Below are 18,656 nucleotides of genomic sequence, written 5' to 3'. Positions count from 1 at the left end.
CCACCCCTCCTTCACTCCGCTCGTCCGCTCTCGGCCTGCCCACCTTTCGCGGATTGAATCCGATAGAGGCTTGTCTCGGTGCGGATGAAGATTGCGCCGTCGCCGACGGCGCAGGAAGCGAGGGTTCGTTCTTCTAAGGCATTCTCGGCCAGTTTTTGGAAGGTTTTCCCGGCCACGAGCACGGTCCCGGTTCCGCTTTCGTTCTGGGTGTAAATCTTTCCATCGGCATAGAACGGCGAGGCTGAGCAATCGCCGCCGATTCGTTCTTCCCAATGGCTGCGTCCGGTCCGCGCGTCCAGGCAACTGGCGATTCCGTTGTCGGCCACCATGTAAAGTTCCTCGCCCACGAGCAGCAGTGAAGGCGTCTTGGGCGCACCGCGAGTCACCGTCCACGCCACGTGGGTTTTTGTCACATCGCCGCGCCCATCCGGACGAATCGCCATCACGGTCGGTCGATCAAAGCCGGTGCCGATAAAAAGCAGGCCGTGTCCATACACGGGCCGCGGAATCACGGAATAACCGTCGTAGCGCACGCGCCAGATTTCCCGACCGTCTTTCGGATCATAAGCACAGACCGCATTGCTGCCGGGACTGATAATCTGCTTTTGCCCGTTCACGGTGATCAACAACGGGGTGCTGAATGAAAACTTCTTCGAGGCATCCGTCCTGCGTTCGATCTTCCAGAGCACCTGCCCGTTTGCCTTGTTCAACGCCACGACAAACGGATCGCGGCCGCCATCGCAACTGAAGATCAGCGCCTCGTCCGCAAGGATGGGCGAGCCTCCGTTGCCGTGGACCGGCGGGTAGTTCAGACTGGAGTTGCGCCAGATGATTTTCCCGTTCACGTCCAGACACGCGGCGCCTTGATGACCGAAATGCACGTAAAGCTGGTCGCCTTCCACGATCGGCGTGGGGCTGGCGTGGCTGTTCTTCTTGTGAATCGCGACAGATTCATCCGAACCAAAAACTTCAGAGTCCCACTGCGGCTTCCCGCTGGCTGCGTCCAGGCCAAGCGCCCGAAGCGACAATTTGGAGCCGGCTTCAGACCGGACCGCTGTCGTCAGATATGGATCGTGGCGCATGGCGGTGGTTTTACGAAATGCGCAACCACAATGCAAACTCTCCATTGATCCTTCAGAGCGTGTTTGGAATGTCGCTTGTGACTCGTCCTCCTCCTTGTCCTCGATTGCGGGCCGTTTCGAGGAGGAGAACCTGTGTCCGCATTTTCAGAACACGCCCTCAGTGAAGGTAGGGCGAGTCCGTCCCCGGCGAGCCGTGTCCGACAGTCTTGGGAACACGTTGAACGCGGCTCGCCGGGGACAGGCTCGCCCTACCGAAGTCCGACTGAGAATTGTTGTCCGCGAGCCAATTGCCATCGACGCGTGGCCGGACAGAAGCCTCACTCCACCGTCGTTGAGATTCACTATTTCAACGTCGCAGTCTGACTGCGCCTGGAGGCGTTCTTTGGTAGATCAATCCTGGAAGCTAACGCCGGAGCTTCGGTGGCCGGCGAGTGCTGCGCGGATTCTTGTTACCCTTCGAGGCGCTGCTCTGGGCCACGGAAGATGCGGGCACAAGTTTGGCCAGTGCCTGTTCCATCTCATCCACTTTGAATCCGCGCGGGCCGCGGTCGCCGCGATACGCGATGGTCCCCTCCGAATTCAGGATGAAGAGGCGATCGGGCAACGCATTGTAAGCCTTGGCCACCGTGTCCTCCATGTCATCGACCAAAACCGGGATCGTGAGTTTCAAATCCGCGGAACAAGTGCTGGCCACTTGCGTCCGCCGACCGAAAGTCGTCGGCTGCTCAATGCTCACGTGCCGTGCGGGTCGGAAACCATCCGAGGGATGTGCCTCGCGGACGTAAATCCAGTAGAAATCCGCGCGGTCTTTGAAGCAGTCATAGACCTCTTGCAAGCGCACGGCCTGCTGGACAAACGGGCCTCAGGTGTGCGAGCCGAAAATCAGCACCGTGGTCCGCTCTGGCGTCGACAAGTCGGTCTCGCGCCGGCTCCCGAGAGGTTTGGCTTTGACTTGAGGAGCTTTGGCGCCCACAGCGGGCGCAGGATCGTTGAGGCGTTCGCGGTTCGTGGCGGCCTGCCATTCTTCCGGTTGCAGGATTTCGTCGCCGTTCTCATCCGCTTTCTCGAAAAACTCGGACCATTCCTTCTGGGAAATCTTTCCATCCCCATTGGCATCGAGTTGCATCAATAGGCCCATGCCTCCGGCTGGCGGGCCAAAGTTCCCTCCTGGGCCGGGACCCAAACGCCCGCGGAGAGCGCCGGCTTCCTCCCGCGTGATAAAACCGTCGGCGTTGGCGTCCATGCGTTGGAACCCGCGTGGTTGACCGGGAAATTCGTCGCGCGAAATTTTGCCGTCCTTGTTGGCGTCGAAACCGCGCAATCGCTCCCAGGAATCCTGCAGCTGCGCCAGGAGAGGGGATACCAGGCTGAGACAAGGCAGTGCCAGCAGCACGAGCGCACGGACCAGAGCAGGGGCCAATTCCATTGCAGGCTTAGACGCTCGCCAGGGCGCATGAGTTACAGAGACGCGGGCAATCTCTTCCCTCAGTTATGGTAGTTACGGTGGGGCGAGGACTCCCGCCGAGCCAATGCCATCGAAGAAAGGCTCCGCAGGAGCGTTGCCCCACCGTCGTTAACTGAGGGGTTACTCCGATCGATTCCCTGTCACCGCATGAGTAACAGACTGGATAGCGGAAGAGATACAATTCGAGGGTCACGAACGGATTCCTCTTCCCCTTGAGCGACCAGAATTCCGAAAGGGGCATGGTAATGTGCTTTTTCGATGAAGGAGCGTAGTCCGTGAGTGTCCTGGAAATCGATTCGTCGGCGATACTTGACTTCGATTGGGATTCGCTGCTCGCCAACAGTTAGCACGAAGTCCACTTCGGGCTCAGCGCCTCGTTCTGGGAAATGGGCCACATCCAAGCCAATGATGGAACGGAGCAAGTAACCCGCGGCGCTTTCGGCAACCCGGCCTGCCAGGTCTGCCAGATGCGGGGCTGCGTTCAAGTCCTCGGGCGACAAGGGAATCTTTTCTTGAAGCCAGGCCGCCCGAAGTGTGTGGTCGCAAAGACAGATCTTGGACGCGCCCCGACGTCGCTTCAACCGCAGTTCGAGCGGCTCGACCAATCGGACCAGCAATGTGCCATCGAGGAACTTCAGATAGTTGAAGATTCTTTGCCAACCGATGTTGGCGTTCATCGCGCGCTTGATCTCCTCCAAATACAAGGTCTGCGACGGAGACTGTCCCACGTAGCGGCAAGCCAGTCGGAAGACTTCCTCCAGGAGGTGTTCGTCTCGCTTTTGGCCTTTCGGCCCCATGCGTAGGTCGTGCTGGATGGCGCGGCGTATGACCGTCTCGTTCAGGAAGTCCGCGACTTTTTCCCAGGTCATATCCGTGCGAACTTGAGCGACTGGATAGGCGCCGCGCTCTGAGAATGCTTTGAATGCGTCCCGGCGCAGACGCGCATGGGTTTCTCCAAATTCTCGAAGGCCTTCCCAAAAGCTCTTTTCCTTGAGCGGTCCCAGACCGTTGTGGGGCAAATAGGCTGGCGCATGGCCAAAGCCCCGCAATTCTGCAATTTCGCGCAGAAGCAGCGGCCCCATCTCGAAAGTCGTGATCCTTCCGGCAAGACTATCTCGCCCTGCTTCGATTCTCAGTGCGGAACTGCCGGTCACCAGAGCGCGCACGCGGCCAATATCCACCAGGTGTTTGAGTTGCGGCGCCCAATCCGCCAAATTCTGGACTTCGTCCAAGAATAATAGAGGCGGGCCGCCTTCGTTGGCGGCTTGGTTGAGGGTTTTGTGGAGGACATTCTTCGCGTACCAATCCACTAATTCAACGAGTGGCATCGCTAGCTTCTTCAATTCCGGCAGGTCGTCAAATTGCAGCCGAAGAATTCGGCTGGACGCAGTGCCATCCGCCAGGAGCTTTTGAATAACTTGGACCAGCAGCGTCGTCTTCCCGATTTGGCGGGGACCTCGCAGCACCGTAGCCGGTGTCATGCCTTTGAGCAGGCTCTCCAAAACGGGGTCAAACGCCCAACGGCGAAATGGAGGCACGTCCGAGATTGCTTCCCCGCGCCACCAGGGATTGGCGTTGCGGATGAGCACTTCCAAACCGCTAGTGATGTGTCTCACAAATGGCTGGAGTTATGCCGCAAGGGATTTTGGCCTCCCGCGAGGCGCGAGCGACGCGCATACCCCTGGTGGGTCTGTAAGGCGCGAGCAACGAAGCGGGAGGCCAAAAGACCTGCGGCCCGAAGGGTTGCGCCGAAAACGGTCTGGGGCTGCGTTGCTCCTCGGTCGCAGAGCACTGGGGCTATGCTCCCTCGTCGCGCCTTGCCCCAGGCCGTTTTGGGCGCAACATAACTCCAGCCATTTGTGAGACACATCACTAGTCAGAAGCTGGAACAGACTCAATTGTTTCATGAGTGCTTTGAACTCCTCAGCGGCAGGAATTCATTTCCTCGTTAGGTTCTGGATCAATGCTTGCCACAGCAGAAGACCAATATTGCCCGGTGTCGATTGGAACTGCCAGCAAAAGCGAGTGTGCCAAGTCAAATGAGAATTGCTGAGTGCGGTCACTTCCCGAAGGCCCAGAGATGGTTCGCGGTCCGCACGTAGAGTTTGTGGTCGGCGATGGCAGGCGTGGCCATGAGGCGTTCGCCCAGATCGTTTCGGGCAAGCACCTGTAACGTGTCGCTGGCTTTCATGACGCTCACGGTGCCGCGCGTGGAGGCGAAATAGATTTTTCCATCCGCGCAGATGGGGGAAGCGTAGTATTCACCGTCGGCGCCGAGGCGTTCTTGTTCGAAGAGGATTCTCCCGGTCTTGGCCTCGAAACACGTCACGCGGCCACCGTCCTGGACCGCGTAAATCCGCCCACGGAAGAACAATGGGGAAGGAACTGTCGCGATGCCCCGCTTCTGTTTCCAAACGACATGAGAGTCCGTCAAGTCACCGCTCCCCGGGGCACGCACGGCGAAAATCCCATGATCGCCTTTGGCGATGAACGCCAGGGCGGCATTCCACTCCTGCTCGGTCACGATGTCGTCGTGGTCGGTGTCTGTTGCGTCGAAGATGGCCTTGTTGCCGAGCAAGCCCTTCCCTTCCGCGCGCGCGATCTTGCGGTCGCCGTTGGGATCCATGTCCGCGAGCATTTGCGGGAACGGCGGCATGTTGTTGCCGCCGAAACTGCGGGATGCCGCGAAAAGCTGGCCATCGCCAATGATCGGCGTTGGGCACACGCTCACGGCTTCCAGGCCGCCGGTCCACCACCGTTCCTGGCCGTCCTTGATGCCATAGCCCACGACCCGAACGCTGCCCGCGACCACGATCTCTTCGTCCTGGCCATGTTTCCACAAGATGGGCGTCGCATAACTGCTGGCGAAGTCGGGGCGTGGCGTTTCCCAAACGGTCCGGCCATTGCGCGGATTCACGGCGAGCAGAGAGGATTTTCCATGCTCTTGATCGCGATTGATGACCAATCGTCCCTGGATCAACGCGGGCGAGGTGCCACTCCCATTCGAAAGCGTGACGAGCGGCAGCGGCTTCCGCCACTGTTCGCGTCCCGCGAAGTCATAAGCGAGCAGACCGTAGGAGCCAAAATAAACATAGACGCGCCGGCCATCGGTCGCGGGGGTGGCCGAAGCGGGACTGCTGACGGGATTGATCTCTTCGATCTTCTCCGCCGGGGCCGCCTGTTCCCAGAGCTTCTTCCCGTCGCTTCGGCGAAGGCCGACCGTCATGAGTTTGCCGTTCTCGAAAGCAGTGAGAAAAATCCGGTCGTTCCAAACGCAGGGCGAAGACCAGCCTGGCGGCACTGCGGTTTTCCAAAGCAGATTCGTGGCCGGCCCAAAGACGACGGGCGGTTTGTCGGATTCAGAAACGCCTGAGCAATTTGGCCCGCGGAATTGCGGCCAGGCGACCGCTGCGGAAACCCCGTGAGCTTGGAGTAGGGTGAGAACGACGAGGCAAAACTTGAGTTTCATGGCGAGCGTGAGCAACTGGATTCAGATTCCTAAATCCGCTGCGAAGTCGGCTGGCAGCGAAGTAATCTCCCTTTGCCTGACGCGTCAACTCTGATTCAATCGCGCGCGCTGCCTATGAGAAGATTGATTTGCTTATTCGTGCTGGTTTTGCTGCGACCGATCAGCCTCCACGCCCAATCCTCCCCTCCGTACGAAACCGTCGGCTATTCCAGCTCGAATCGCGTCGTGCTGCCCGTCAGTCAAATCCTGACGCCGGCCGGAAAACAAATCGAACTCCCGGAGATGCGCCCTCAAGCGCTCGCTCTGAGTCCGGATGGGCGCCTGCTGGTGACCTCCGGCAAAACGCACGAGATTGTCGTGCTGGATCCGGCGACCGGCGCCATTCGCCAACGCGTTCCGTTGCCTTCCGAGCAAGCGGGCGAGCCGAGGCCCGGCGTTGTTTCCACGCACATCCTGCAGCCGGACAAAGAAGGCCAGGTGAGTTACACGGGACTGATCTTCTCGCCGGACGGAACGCGCGTTTATCTCTCCAATGTCAACGGCAGCGTCAAAGTGTTCGCGGTCGCAAAGGACGGCAAAGTGAGCGGACTTTTCTCGATTCTGCTGCCTGGAACCGGCCTTCCCCGCCGGACGAACGAAATTCCCTCGGGCCTGGCGCTGTCCCCCGATGCGAAGCGCCTGTACGTGGTTCTCAATTTGTCCAATCGCCTTCTGGAACTGGATCTGGAAAGCCGAAAGCCGGTCCGATTCTTCGACGTGGGCGTGGCGCCCTACGACGTCACGCTCGTGGGCCGCAAAGCTTACGTCAGCAATTGGGGAGGCCGCCGTCCGGACGCCGAGAGCGTCACCGGCCCGGCCGGGCGCGGCACGCTGGTCCGTGTCGATCCCAGACGGCACATCGCGAACGAAGGATCAGTCTCGTTAATCGATTTGGAATCGGGCCGAGTGGTTAAGGAGATTCTCCTGGGTCTGCATTCCTCCGCACTGGCGCTGACGCCAAACCGCAGGCATTTGGTCGTTGCCAACGCCGCCAGCGACACCGTCAGCGTCATCGACACGCGCAGCGACAAGGTCGTTGAAACTATTTCGCTGCGCTGGCAGCCGAAGGATTATTTTGGGGCCAGCCCGAACGCGCTGGCCTTCGATGCATCGGGCAGAACGCTCTACGTCTGTAACGGCACGCAGAACGCCGTGGCGGTGGTTTCATTTCGGCCTGGCCGATCGAAATTGCTCGGCTTGATTCCGGTCGGCTGGTTTCCCGGCGCGATCGTCTGGGACGGCCCACGCAAGATGCTTCACGTTGCCAATATCAAAGGCATTGGTTCCGGCCGCCGCACGCTCCCGAACGAGCCGGTGAAGTTCAACTCCCACCAATACCTGGGAACCGTGTCTCTTGTGCCGGTGCCCAACCGCAATCAGCTCGTTCAACATACCCGAACCGTCCTGGCCAACTGCCGGCGTGAAATGATTGAAGCCGCACAGTTGCCGCCTCGGCCCAATCAACCGCCGCGTCCGGTTCCCGAAAGGGCAGGGGAGCCGTCGGTTTTCAAGCACGTGGTCTATATCATCAAAGAAAACCGGACGTACGATCAGGTGCTGGGCGACGTGAAAGCAGGCAACGGCGATCCGAGTCTTTGCATCTTTGGCGAGCAGATCACGCCGAACCAGCACAAGATGGTTCGCGAATTCGTGCTCCTGGACAACACGTATTGCTCGGGAATTCTGAGCGCGGACGGCCATCAATGGGCGACCACCGGCATCACGACCGATTACATGGAGAAATCCTTCGCGGGTTTCCCCCGCAGTTACCCGGACGGGATGGAGGATGATGACGTGGACGCGCTGGCGTATTCGCCCGGCGGCTTCATCTGGGACAACGCGCTCGAGCACGGTAAAACGATCCGGGATTACGGCGAGTTCGCCATTGCCGTCACCGGCTGGAAAGACCCGCAACGCAAGCCGGCGCCCGGTTTCATCGATTTTTACAACGACTTTACGAAACAGACGGGCCTGACGGTCATGCGCAGCCGACCCGCCATCGAATCGCTGCGGCCGCATTTGAACATGGAAACGGTGGGCTGGTCGATGGACGTTCCGGATGTGTTTCGCGCGGCGCAATTCATCAAGGAGTTCAAGGAATACGAGCGCACCGGCAATTTCCCGAATCTCGTCATCATCTGCCTGCCGAACGATCACACTTCCGGAACCAAACCGAAAATGCCGACGCCCGCCGCGCACGTCGCGGACAACGACCTGGCCTTTGGCCAGATCGTGGAAGCGATCAGCCACAGCCGGTTCTGGAAGGAGACGTGCATCTTCGCCATTGAGGACGATCCGCAGGGCGGTTGGGATCATGTCAGCGGCTACCGCACGACCGCTTACGTCATCAGCCCGTACACGAAACGCGGCGCGGTGGTCAGCACGCAATACAATCAGCCAGGGATGCTGCGGACGATGGAACTCATTCTCGGTTTGCCGCCGATGAATCAGATGGACGCGGCGGCGACGCCGATGAGCGACTGTTTTACGATGACCCCGGATTTCACTCCGTTCAAGGCGGTGCCGAACAATATTCCGCTCGATCAATTGAATCCGGAGCGTCAGGCGATCAAGGATCCGGTGCAACGCCGATACGCCGAGCTTTCACAGCGTCTGCCGCTCGATCAAATCGACAAGTGCCCGGAAGATTTGCTGAACCGAATCCTTTGGTTCGCGCAGAAGGGCCATGCGCCCTATCCGGCGTGGGCGATCTTGCCGACGAGCAAACGTGTGGATCGGGACTGAAGGCGCTCAGCAACGGAGAGCCGTTCAAGGAGCATGACACGGCTCCACCGGCGCTCTGAAAACCAAGGTCATTCTTCGTTCTGGGTAGGGCGAGCCTGTCCCCAGCGAGCCGATCTACGTGCGTGGAGCACGTCCAGACCGGCTCGCCGGGACAGGCTCGCCCTACCTTGTTCATGGGCCGAGTGCAGATCTGCGGGTACCGGTGCAATTCGGGCTTGCGTGTTTCGTGGTTGTGCATCCGATCCAGACGGCACACTGTTCCCAAAGTCCAAAGTCCACAGTCCCAAAAATGTGATTGTCAATTGTTCCCGCCGCTCTTGAAATGAACTCATGCCACGCCCTTTCTCCGCGCTTGTCCTGGTTGCTTTGTGTGCCTGCCTGGTCTCCACACCGCGCTTGGCGGAAGCGGCTGCACGACCGAACATCGTCCTCATCATGGCGGATGACATGGGGTTCTCGGACATCGGCTGTTACGGCGGAGAAATCGCCACGCCCAATCTCGACCGGCTCGCTGCCGGCGGGCTTCGGTTCACGCAATTCTACAACACCGCACGATGTTGTCCGACGCGCGCGGCCCTGTTGACCGGGCTTTATCCGCATCAGGCCGGCATTGGCCACATGGTGCAGAATCGGGGAAGTCCCGCTTACCAGGGCTATCTTAACGACCGTTGTGTCACGATCGCGGAAGCGCTGCGACACGGGGGTTACCAGACCTTCATGTCCGGCAAGTGGCACGTCGGCGAGAATCGTCCCCACTGGCCGGTGGACCGCGGGTTCGAGCGATCGTACGCGCTCATCAGCGGCGGGAGCAGTTACTTCCAATTGGACGAGGGCCGCAAAATGGCCATCGACGACCAGCCGCACACCCCGCCCTCGGAGAATTTCTACCTGACCGACGCGATTGCGGACAACGCGGTCCGGTTCATCGCGGACTCCGGGTCGCGAGCGAATCCGTTTTTTCTCTACGTCGCTTTCACGGCGCCGCACTGGCCGCTGCACGCGCTGCCCGAAGACATTGAGAAATATCGCGGGAAATATCTGATCGGCTGGGACGAGCTGCGCAAGCAACGCCTCGAACGGATGATCCAGCTCGGCCTCGTGGACCGCCGCTGGCCGCTGACGCCGCGCGACAAGGACGTCCCACCATGGGAGGAAGTGAAGGACAAAGACGCGTGGGATTTGCGGATGGCGGTTTATGCCGCGCAGATCGACCGGATGGATCAAGGCATCGGGCGAATCCTCGCCGAGCTCCAGAAGACCGGTCGTTTCGAGAATACCTTGATACTTTTTCTCGCGGACAACGGCGGTTGCGCGGAGAAGATCGATCGAGGCGCGCCCGGAGCACTCCCCGGCACACGAGAATCATTTCTCAGCTACGGGCCGCCTTGGGCCAACGCAAGCAACACGCCTTTTCGCCTCTACAAACACTGGGTCCACGAAGGGGGCATCTCGACGCCTCTGATCGCGCATTGGCCCGGTGTGATCAAGAAATCCGGACTGACTCATGAACCGGGGCATTTGATCGACCTGATGGCGACCTGCCTGGACGTCGCGCGCATTCGTTATCCGAAAACTTTCCAAGCACGCGAAATCGTCCCATTGGAAGGAAAGAGCCTCGTCCCGATTCTGCGAGGCCGCTCGCGGATCAGCCGGGATGCCATTTACTGGGAGCACGAAGGCAATCGCGCGGTGCGTGAGGGCAAATGGAAACTGGTCGCCCAACATAAACGCGACTGGGAACTGTACGACTTGGAAGCGGATCGAAGTGAACTGAACAATCTGGCGCCGGCTCTTCCCGCGAAAGTGAAATCGCTCGCAGCCAAATACGAAAGGTGGGCGGCGCGCGCTGGCGTGCAACCGTGGGATCAAATCCGAACCAGGTCCACAGCCGATCCAATGCTCCCGACGAAGATTGACCTGGCGAGCCGGGCCAAAATCTTCGCTTCACACGCGACGCCAGGCGACGAGTTCAAGATCGAGAATGCCATCGACGGCAATCCGGAAACCAAGTGGGTCGGCGAAGCGCACCCGCTCAGTTTTCAGCCGGCGAATATCGTGATCCAATTCAACGAGCCGCAAACCGTTCAACGCCTGGTGCTGCTTTCCACGATCTTCCGAGATCGGCTGGCATTGAAGGATTTTGAGGTTTACGCGTGGGTGAATACGAATTGGGCAGGGGCCACACCGGTGGCCATTGTGAAAGGCACGACCAACGTGAGCACGGTCGTCGATTTTCCTCCCGTGAAGGCGAGCCGGCTCCGCGTTCGCATCCGCGACACCTGGCGCGAGGATCATTCGTATCCGAGGCTGCACGAGATTGAGGTTTATGCCAGCCCGCCTGGCACAGTGGCTGGGGTCCGCAAAGATTCACCCATCGCAGACGAGAAAGGCTCCGAACGGTTCGTCCTTCGCCGCGCGTTGGGTGAGAAATACGTGGCGCCGGGCGTGAAGTTCGATGAAGCCAAAGGTTACCTGCATTACGTCCGCGCGTTCCTGGACACGATGATCGCCGAAGGGACCGACCGCTACGGCAAGTTTCACAGCCCGATGTTCGCTTCGCTGCTCGACATGGAAACTCATCGCATTCCCGATGACATTCCCGCGAATATCGAAGGCCAGCGTTATTCGGATCGCTCGCTGCGCGGTGGGAACCTGATGCACGACATCATGCTGCTCCGGGCGTGCGAATGGGCGAGCGAACTGTGCGGCGATTCCAAATATCGAAACGCGGCGACCGATTATCTGAAATTCTTCCTGAGCAACTGTCCGCAGCCTACGGGACTCTTTCCCTGGGGCGAGCACGCGTATTGGGATTTCTTTCAGGAGAAGCCGGGTCATCCGACGCATGAATTCCTTGGCGGCATTCCCGCGGCGTTCTGGGATAGCGTTTGGTCGCTCGGTCCGGAGGCGATTCGGCGCGAAGCGGATGGCTTGCTCAATCACGTCGGTGATCTCGAATCTTTTCACTTCGATCGCCACGCCGATTTGTTCAAAGCGCTGCCGAGCCCGCGCCCGAAGAATCTCGGCGGAATGGATTTTCCCAGGCACGGCGGCTTTTACATCAGTTTATGGGCCTTCGCCTACTCCAAGACAAGCGATCCCAAATACCTGGAGTGGTGTCGGCGGATGATCGATCACCATTGGAGCGCGCGTGACCGGGGGACGGGAATTCTTCCGAGCACCACGCGCGGCAGCCAGGCCGGCACGGCCACGGTGGAATCCACTTTGAGCCTTGCGGTAAGTCTTCTGGAATCGGCCACGCTTCTGCCGCCCGGCGAGGTGAGGGAGCGCTTCGTCAGCGCGGGCAAGGCTTATGCGGAAAGCGTGCTTGGTCTGCCGCACAAACTTAAGGAAGGGAAGTTTCTGGCTGGCTTTCCCATGAAAACCGATCCGGGACAAAAACCCGATTACTCCGAGCCTTACCGTTACGGATACGGTGGCGGTTTCACGGCGGACAACATTGGCCTGATTCTGGCGTTGCACCGGTTGACCGGCGATGCGCGTTCGCTTCGTTTGGCTGAGGATTGCGCGAGCCATTACGCGACGCACGAACCTCCCCCACCTCACGAAATCGTCCGCGCGCACGTTTATGCCAGCATCCTGGGTTTGTTCACGGACCTTTATGCGCTTCAAAGGAAGCCCCAACACCTGGCGCAAGCCGAGCGTTACGCGCGACTGGCCATCGAGCGGCTTTTCCACAAGGGCCTGTTTCGTGGCGCCACGTCGGTCGATCACTACGAGGGCGATTTGATGGTGGGGAATCTGGCCTACAACCTCCTTTGGCTGCACGCGGTGAAACAGAATCCCGGCGTTTGGGTCGCGCCGAACTATTTCAATCGCTGAGCGGACGCACCTATTCTTCATCTGATGGACGCGCCTATGCCCCATCGAACAGCGACAATTTCCGGCTTTGCGTTTCAGATGGGGAGCGCACGCGCCTCGCGTGCCGTGGTCGGCGCCTCGCCGACTACCTGCGCGCGTCGGAGGACGTCATCATTCGGTGAGTGCTCGAAGCGTCCAGCTCGACCGGCGAGGCGCCGGTCGGAACACGCGAGGGCGCGCGTGCTCCCCAATACCGACCGAATGTAGCGGTTCACTCTGGTTATGGACTTGAACATCCATCCTCCGCTGCCGAAGCGAAAAGATTTTCGCCTCGGCATCATTGGCAGCGGTTTCATCGTAAATGACTGTCACCTTGTGGCCTATCGGAAGGCCGGGTTCAATCCGGTGGCGATTGCAGCCCGGACGCGCAGCCGCGCCGAGCCAGTCGCCCAGCGCCATGGCGTTCCCAAAGTCTGTGCCAGTCCGGAGGAACTCCTGGACGATCCGAGCATCGAAGTGCTCGACATCGCCGTGCCGCCCATGCACCAGGTTGATTTCATCAAAGCCGCCTGCGAGCGGAGGACGGTCAAAGGGATCCTGGCTCAAAAGCCTCTTGGGGTGAACTACGCCGAGGCGGTGGCGGCCGTTGAAGCTTGCGAGAAGGCCGGCATCGTTCTCGCCGTGAACCAAAACATGCGCTACGACCAATCCGTCCGCGCCGCCAAGACGTTGCTCGAAAACGGCACGCTTGGCGAACCGGTGTTCGCGACGATCGATATGCGCGGCATCCCGCACTGGATGCCCTGGCAAAAGGAACTGGGTTGGCTGACGCTTCGCATCATGTCGATCCATCACCTCGATGCGTTTCGTTATTGGTTTGGCAATCCGGAGGGCATCTATTGCAGCGTCCGCACGGATCCGCGCACAAGTTTCCCGCACACCGACGGCATTTGTTCCTACATCCTCGACTACACGAGCGGCCTGCGCTGCGTGGGCATCGACGACACCTGGACCGGCCCCGCAAAGGAAGGGTGCCCTGCCGACATTCGCATCCAATGGCGGATCGAGGGCACGAACGGCCTGGCCATCGGCGACATCGGCTGGTGCCGCGATCCGTACACGGCGCCTTCAACAATTCGATATGCGACCAAAGGCGACTACGAGTTTCACCAACCGCGCTGGACCGAAAGCTGGTTCCCGGACGCCTTCATCGGCACCATGGCCCAGTTGCTGATTGCTTTGGAGACGGGAAACGAGCCCGCGATCAGCGGACGTGACAATCTGAAGACCATGGCGCTGGTCGAAGCGGCCTACGTGAGCGATCGGGACAAATGCAGAATCCTTTTGGATGACATGATTCGCCTACAAACCGGGGAGACCAGCGAACGCGTGTCCTGGAGACTTCCGGAAACCCAGCCTCCCACATTCCTGAGATGGGTTCGCCAGTGGCTTCCTTCGGGATCGGACAAGACAGCTCCGGAACGTTCGAGCAACCTCACACCGCGGGTGCAGCAAGTCCTGGAGATGGCTCGCAAGGAAGCGGAACGTTTCAACCACAATTTCATTGGGACTGAGCACGTGTTACTCGGCCTGATCAAGCTTGGCCAAGGCGTCGCGGTGAACGTGCTGCGGCAAGCCGGACTGGATCTCGAAAAGGTTAGAACCGAAGTTGAGGCACTGGTGGGAACAGGTCCGGACCAGAAGACGGTCGGAAGCATCCCTTACACTCCCCGTGTCAAAAAAGTGCTGTCGTTGGCCGCGAAAGAGGCCAAAGCGCTCCATCACACTTACGTTGGAACCGAGCATCTCTTGCTCGGACTTCTGGCCGAAGGGGACGGCGTTGCCGCTCGGGTTCTGCAAAACATGGGCGTGGACACGGACCAAACGCGGAAGAGAATCCTTTTGGAACTGGACCCCAATTTCCCTGACGCCGACGACAAGCCATGAAATGAAATGAAATCCGTCCGTCCTAAAGATTTCTTTCCAACTGGAGCAAACGGAGAAAACAGAGGCCAATGACTATGCTGGAACTCAAACTCAAGCGAAGGAAAATTGCGCTGGGAATCGTTGCTCTGTGCGCGGTCTGCCTTCTTTGGTTGATCGCGAGACGGAACTCACCGCGGCCTGAGGACACTGCCGCGTCTGATCCGACCGCGGCCATCAAGATTGAAACAAACTCGACCGCCTCGACTAATTCCATGGCCGCCGCCGAGGTGAGCTCCGCCGAGGTTCAATTCAGACAGGCAAAACTTCATCTGGAAGGGAAAGGTGTGCCTCAGAATTTTGCCGAAGCCCGGAAAGGGTTCCAGAAAGCCGCGGAGCAAGGGCACGCGGAAGCTCAGTTTGAGCTGGCTCAAATGTGTTCTTCGGGGCGCGGCGGTCCGCAGAGTTTTTCCGAGGCTGTTCCCTGGCTCTTGAAAGCGGCGCGGCAAGGTCACGCCGGTGCGCAAAATGATTTGGGGGTCTGCTACGACAAAGGGCAAGGTGTTCGCCAGGATTTCGCCGATGCGGTCGCATGGTATCGAAAGGCCGCCGAGCAGGGATACGTCCACGCCCAATTCAATCTGGCCGTTATGTACGCGCAAGGCACGGGCATTGGCCGCGATGAACGGGAGGCGCTCTCGTGGTTCAGGAAAGCGGCGGATCAAAATCACCCGCGCGCTCAGCGCGCGCTGGCGGTCGCGCTGACCCAAGGCCAGGGCGTGGCGCGCGATCTGGCTGGGGCTTTGCAATGGGAGCGGAAGGCTGCGGAGCTCGGATTGGCCGATGCGCAATTTGGTCTGGGAGCACGATATAGCGCGGGCGAGGGCCTCGCTCAGAACAAATCCGAGGCGCTTAACTGGTATCGCAAGGCGGCTCAGCAAGGACATGCGCTTGCACAGATGGCGCTGGGGGATGCTTGCGCCAAGGGCGATGGGGCGGCGCAGGATTTCGCGGAAGCATTCCTCTGGTATCACAAAGCAGCCGACCAGGGTTGGCCGGAGGCTCAGGCGCGGCTCGGTGCGATGTACGAACGGGGCGAAGGTGTCGCCCGCAGTGTCCCGGAAGCCATCGTTTGGTATCGGAATGCCGCCGAGCAAAACTCCCTGGCAGCTCTGGAGTCGCTGGGCCTCCTTTATGCAGAAGGCCGCGGTGTTGGGACGAACTACGCGGCCGCGCTCGGATGGTTTCGGCGCGCCTCGGACCTCGGTTCCGTTTCGGCCCAAGTTGGACTCGCGAAAATGTTATCGCGCGGTCAGGGAACCCCCACGAATCACCTGGCCGCGGTTCGTTTGTTGCGCCCTCCCGTCGAAAAAGGAAATCGTGAGGCGTTCACGGCTTTGCAGGAAATAGCCGAACAACGTGTGGCGCTGGCGCAAAACGCGCTCGCGGAATTGCGGAAGGACGGAACGGGCACGCCGCAAAATCTGGCCGAGGCGCTCGCCGGGTTTCAGAAGGCGGCTGCGTTGGGCCTGGACGAAGCGCAAAACAATTTGGGCCTGCTCTATTTTCAAGGCGAAGGCGTGCCGCAGGATTTGTCCCAGGCCTTCGCGTGGTTTCAACGTGCCGCTGCCCAGGGCCATGCCTCAGCGCAAGCCAACCTCGGCTTGATGTTCTATTTCGGGAAAGGGGTCGCGAAGGATCTGGCGCAGGCCGCCGCGTGGTCGCGCCGCGCGGCGGAGCAAGATCACCCGACCGGACAAAACCAATTTGGCCAGATGTGCTGGAAAGGGCAGGGGACCGATCGCGATTTGATCGCGGCTTACCAATGGATCAGTCTGGCGGCGTCACAAACTCACGCTGAAGCGATGGCGAGTTTGCCTGATCTGGGAAAGGAATTGACCGCCGCACAAATTACAGAAGGCGAGCGTCGCGCCTCGGAATTCGTCACCGCGCAGTGGAAAAGAAAGCTGGCCCCGCTCATTCCGGCACGCAGTTCCGAGGCCCGGGCCTTGCAGCTTGACCTCACGCCGCATTACAACGCAGCGTTGACCGAAAGCTGGCTCGAAGGCGCGGAACGAAACGATCTCCAGAGTTTGCCTCAAGGCCTGGTGAACTTCGCGGGAATCGCTTTCGATGTCCGCGGTTTGATGCAACTGGCCCGTGATGTCCCGGACGATCCAGCCAGGTCTCTGCCCGGTGACAAGAGTGTGCGCGTCAAATTGCGGTCCAGGACGCCGGAATATCCAGCGCGTGTGACCGGAATCCGCGTCGATCAGCAGTGCAAGACGCTCCATTTCCTGCACGCCTGCGCGTACTCAACCACAAATGGCGCAACCGTCGGCGCCTTCCGAATCCACTTCGCCGATGGCCGTGAAGCGGAAGTTCCCATCGTGTATGGCCGGGACGTCCGGGATTGGTGGAATTACGCGAACCGCGTCCCTCAACCCGGCGATGCGCCCGTTGTGTGGGAAGGCGTCAATCCGGCGATGATCCGCCACGGGGGCGTGCGCTCCGTGCAACTGTTCAAGACCATGTGGACGAACTCGACGCCGCTGGTCGCTGTGACACGCATTGATTACGAATCGAAGCTGGCCGGCGCGGCGCCGTTTCTGGTGGCGATCACTGCCGAGCCCTTCACGTTGTTCTCAACTCAAGTGAGGCCGGGCCCGTAGGGCAGGCTTCCAGCCTGCCCCGAAATGCCGCAGAGGAATTATTGTCGCGCTCCAGCGCCGGACGAATGTGGATTTCCAGACATAGAGAGCGTGTTTTGAAAATGTAGCCACCGATGTGAAGAGCCGGAACCGCCATCAGATTCTCGGGGAAATCCGCCTCCTCACGTTGGCGGCTACGGGCATTTCACGGTTTTCCAAACACGCTCTCAGGCAGGCAAGATGCCTGCCCTGCTTGGCGATTGCTACCGCTGCACGCGAGCGCCGCCGCCGGACATGAGTTTTTCCACTTCGGCCAGCGAGGCCATGGAAGTGTCGCCCGGAGTCGTCATGGCCAGCGCGCCGTGCGCCGCGCCATATTCGACTGCCTTTTGCGGATCACCCGTCGTCATGAACCCATAGAGGAGGCCGGAAGCGAAACTGTCCCCGCCCCCGACGCGGTCCAGAATCTCCAGGTCGGCGCGGTTCGTGGCTTCGTAGAATTTTCCGCCCGCCCAGCAGATGGCGCCCCAGTCGTTGCGCGTGGCCGATTTGACGGCTCGCAGCGTGGTGGCGGTGGCTTTGAAATTCGTGAACTCCCGCACCACCTTCTCGATCATCTTCTTGAAAGCCGTGACATCGATAGTGGAAATGTTTTCGTCCACGCCCTCCACCTCGAATCCAAGGCACGCAGTGAAATCCTCTTCGTTGCCAATCATCACGTCCACATGCCTGGCGATGCGGCGATTGACCTCCTGGGCTTTTTTGTGGCCGCCGATCGATTTCCAAAGAGAAGGCCGGTAGTTCAGGTCATAGGAAACGATGGTTCCGTGCTTCTTGGCCGCTTGCACGGCTTCCTCCACCAACGCGGCCGTGGTCTCCGACAGCGCCGCGAAAATCCCGCCTGTGTGGAACCAGCGCACGCCTTGCTTGCCGAAGATGTCGTCCCAATTGAAATCGCCGGGCTTGAGTTGCGAAGCGGCGGTGTTGCCCCGATCCGGAACGCCGACGGCGCCTCGGATGCCAAAGCCACGCTCCGTGAAATTCAGTCCGTTCCGCACCGAGCGTCCGACGCCGTCGTAGCTTCTCCATTTGACGAACGTCGTATCGACTCCGCCCTGAAGAATGAAATCTTCGATGAGGCGTCCCACCTCGTTATCAGCGAATGCGGTGCAGACGGCTGTCCGCATTCCAAAACAGCGGCGCAAGCCCCGCGCGACATTGTACTCCCCGCCCCCCTCCCAGGCTTTGAATTCGCGGGCCGTTCGAACGCGGCCTTCGCCGGGATCGAGCCGGAGCATGATTTCTCCCAGCGCGATCATGTCGTATGTGCAGGAAGCGGACGATTTGATTTCAAGAATTGCCATGGGCGTGTTTATTAGATGGAGCGGTCTGGAAAGCAAACGAAAATTCCCAATCCCCAACCCTGGCCAAAGTCATTTAGATTTAACTAAATTAGTTAT

Annotated in this window: 9 protein-coding genes and 2 pseudogenes; 5 read left to right on the top strand and 6 right to left on the bottom strand. The window is 59.8% G+C overall.

The window, feature by feature from the left end; translation table 11 throughout:
* Positions 1-11: 11 nt before the first annotated feature.
* From FJ398_07925 to FJ398_07905, 5 genes and pseudogenes are all read right to left on the bottom strand, one after another.
* The gene (locus FJ398_07925; GenBank protein MBM3837879.1) at positions 12-1,127 is read right to left on the bottom strand and encodes a serine/threonine protein kinase; all 1,116 of its coding nucleotides are present in this window, start codon (positions 1,125-1,127) and stop codon (positions 12-14) included.
* A gap of 358 nt (positions 1,128-1,485) precedes the next feature.
* Positions 1,486-1,923 carry a hypothetical protein gene (locus FJ398_07920; protein MBM3837878.1) on the bottom strand — a complete coding sequence of 146 codons (438 nt, stop codon included), beginning with the start codon at positions 1,921-1,923 and terminating at the stop codon, positions 1,486-1,488.
* Between the two features lie 354 nt (positions 1,924-2,277).
* Positions 2,278-2,503 (bottom strand): annotated as a pseudogene (locus FJ398_07915) (calcium-binding protein).
* Positions 2,504-2,687: 184 nt separating this feature from the next.
* Positions 2,688-4,163 carry an ATP-binding protein gene (locus FJ398_07910; protein ID MBM3837877.1) on the bottom strand — a complete coding sequence of 492 codons (1,476 nt, stop codon included), beginning with the start codon at positions 4,161-4,163 and terminating at the stop codon, positions 2,688-2,690.
* 443 nt (positions 4,164-4,606) lie between these two features.
* Positions 4,607-6,016 carry a pyrrolo-quinoline quinone gene (locus FJ398_07905; protein MBM3837876.1) on the bottom strand — a complete coding sequence of 470 codons (1,410 nt, stop codon included), beginning with the start codon at positions 6,014-6,016 and terminating at the stop codon, positions 4,607-4,609.
* A 114-nt stretch (positions 6,017-6,130) separates the two neighbouring features.
* Between FJ398_07905 and FJ398_07900 the strand changes: the two genes are divergently transcribed.
* The 5 genes and pseudogenes from FJ398_07900 (at position 6,131) to FJ398_07880 (ending at position 17,217) form a co-directional block, all read left to right on the top strand.
* The gene (locus FJ398_07900) at positions 6,131-8,800 is read left to right on the top strand and encodes a bifunctional YncE family protein/alkaline phosphatase family protein (protein ID MBM3837875.1); all 2,670 of its coding nucleotides are present in this window, start codon (positions 6,131-6,133) and stop codon (positions 8,798-8,800) included.
* A 330-nt stretch (positions 8,801-9,130) separates the two neighbouring features.
* Positions 9,131-12,643 (top strand): hypothetical protein, encoded by a 3,513-nt coding sequence (locus FJ398_07895; protein ID MBM3837874.1) that lies wholly within the window; start codon positions 9,131-9,133, stop codon positions 12,641-12,643.
* Positions 12,644-12,904: 261 nt separating this feature from the next.
* A pseudogene (locus tag FJ398_07890) lies at positions 12,905-13,948 on the top strand (Gfo/Idh/MocA family oxidoreductase).
* Positions 13,949-13,975: 27 nt separating this feature from the next.
* The gene (locus FJ398_07885) at positions 13,976-14,569 is read left to right on the top strand and encodes a hypothetical protein (protein ID MBM3837873.1); all 594 of its coding nucleotides are present in this window, start codon (positions 13,976-13,978) and stop codon (positions 14,567-14,569) included.
* Positions 14,570-14,637: 68 nt separating this feature from the next.
* A complete protein-coding gene (locus FJ398_07880; protein ID MBM3837872.1) occupies positions 14,638-17,217 on the top strand; it encodes an SEL1-like repeat protein in 2,580 nt (859 codons plus the stop codon).
* 242 nt (positions 17,218-17,459) lie between these two features.
* Here FJ398_07880 and FJ398_07875 read toward each other — a convergent pair whose 3' ends face one another.
* Positions 17,460-18,560, bottom strand: coding sequence for a sugar kinase (locus FJ398_07875; GenBank protein MBM3837871.1), 1,101 nt, complete (start codon positions 18,558-18,560; stop codon positions 17,460-17,462).
* Positions 18,561-18,656 lie beyond the last annotated feature (96 nt).

The organism is Verrucomicrobiota bacterium (assembly GCA_016871535.1).
Taxonomy (GTDB): domain Bacteria; phylum Verrucomicrobiota; class Verrucomicrobiia; order Limisphaerales; family SIBE01; genus VHCZ01.
The sequence above is the reverse complement of the archived record's forward strand: the minus strand, read 5'-3'. Positions and strand labels throughout refer to the sequence as shown.

Bases quoted from the DNA above. Each gene is read 5' to 3' on its own strand.
- FJ398_07925 (MBM3837879.1), bottom strand. From the start codon at position 1,127: ATGGAGAGTTTGCATTGTGGTTGCGCATTTCGTAAAACCACCGCCATG.
- FJ398_07905 (MBM3837876.1), bottom strand. From the start codon at position 6,016: ATGAAACTCAAGTTTTGCCTCGTCGTTCTCACCCTACTCCAAGCTCAC.
- FJ398_07900 (MBM3837875.1), top strand. From the start codon at position 6,131: ATGAGAAGATTGATTTGCTTATTCGTGCTGGTTTTGCTGCGACCGATC.
- FJ398_07895 (MBM3837874.1), top strand. From the start codon at position 9,131: ATGCCACGCCCTTTCTCCGCGCTTGTCCTGGTTGCTTTGTGTGCCTGC.
- FJ398_07885 (MBM3837873.1), top strand. From the start codon at position 13,976: ATGATTCGCCTACAAACCGGGGAGACCAGCGAACGCGTGTCCTGGAGA.
- FJ398_07880 (MBM3837872.1), top strand. From the start codon at position 14,638: ATGACTATGCTGGAACTCAAACTCAAGCGAAGGAAAATTGCGCTGGGA.
- FJ398_07875 (MBM3837871.1), bottom strand. From the start codon at position 18,560: ATGGCAATTCTTGAAATCAAATCGTCCGCTTCCTGCACATACGACATG.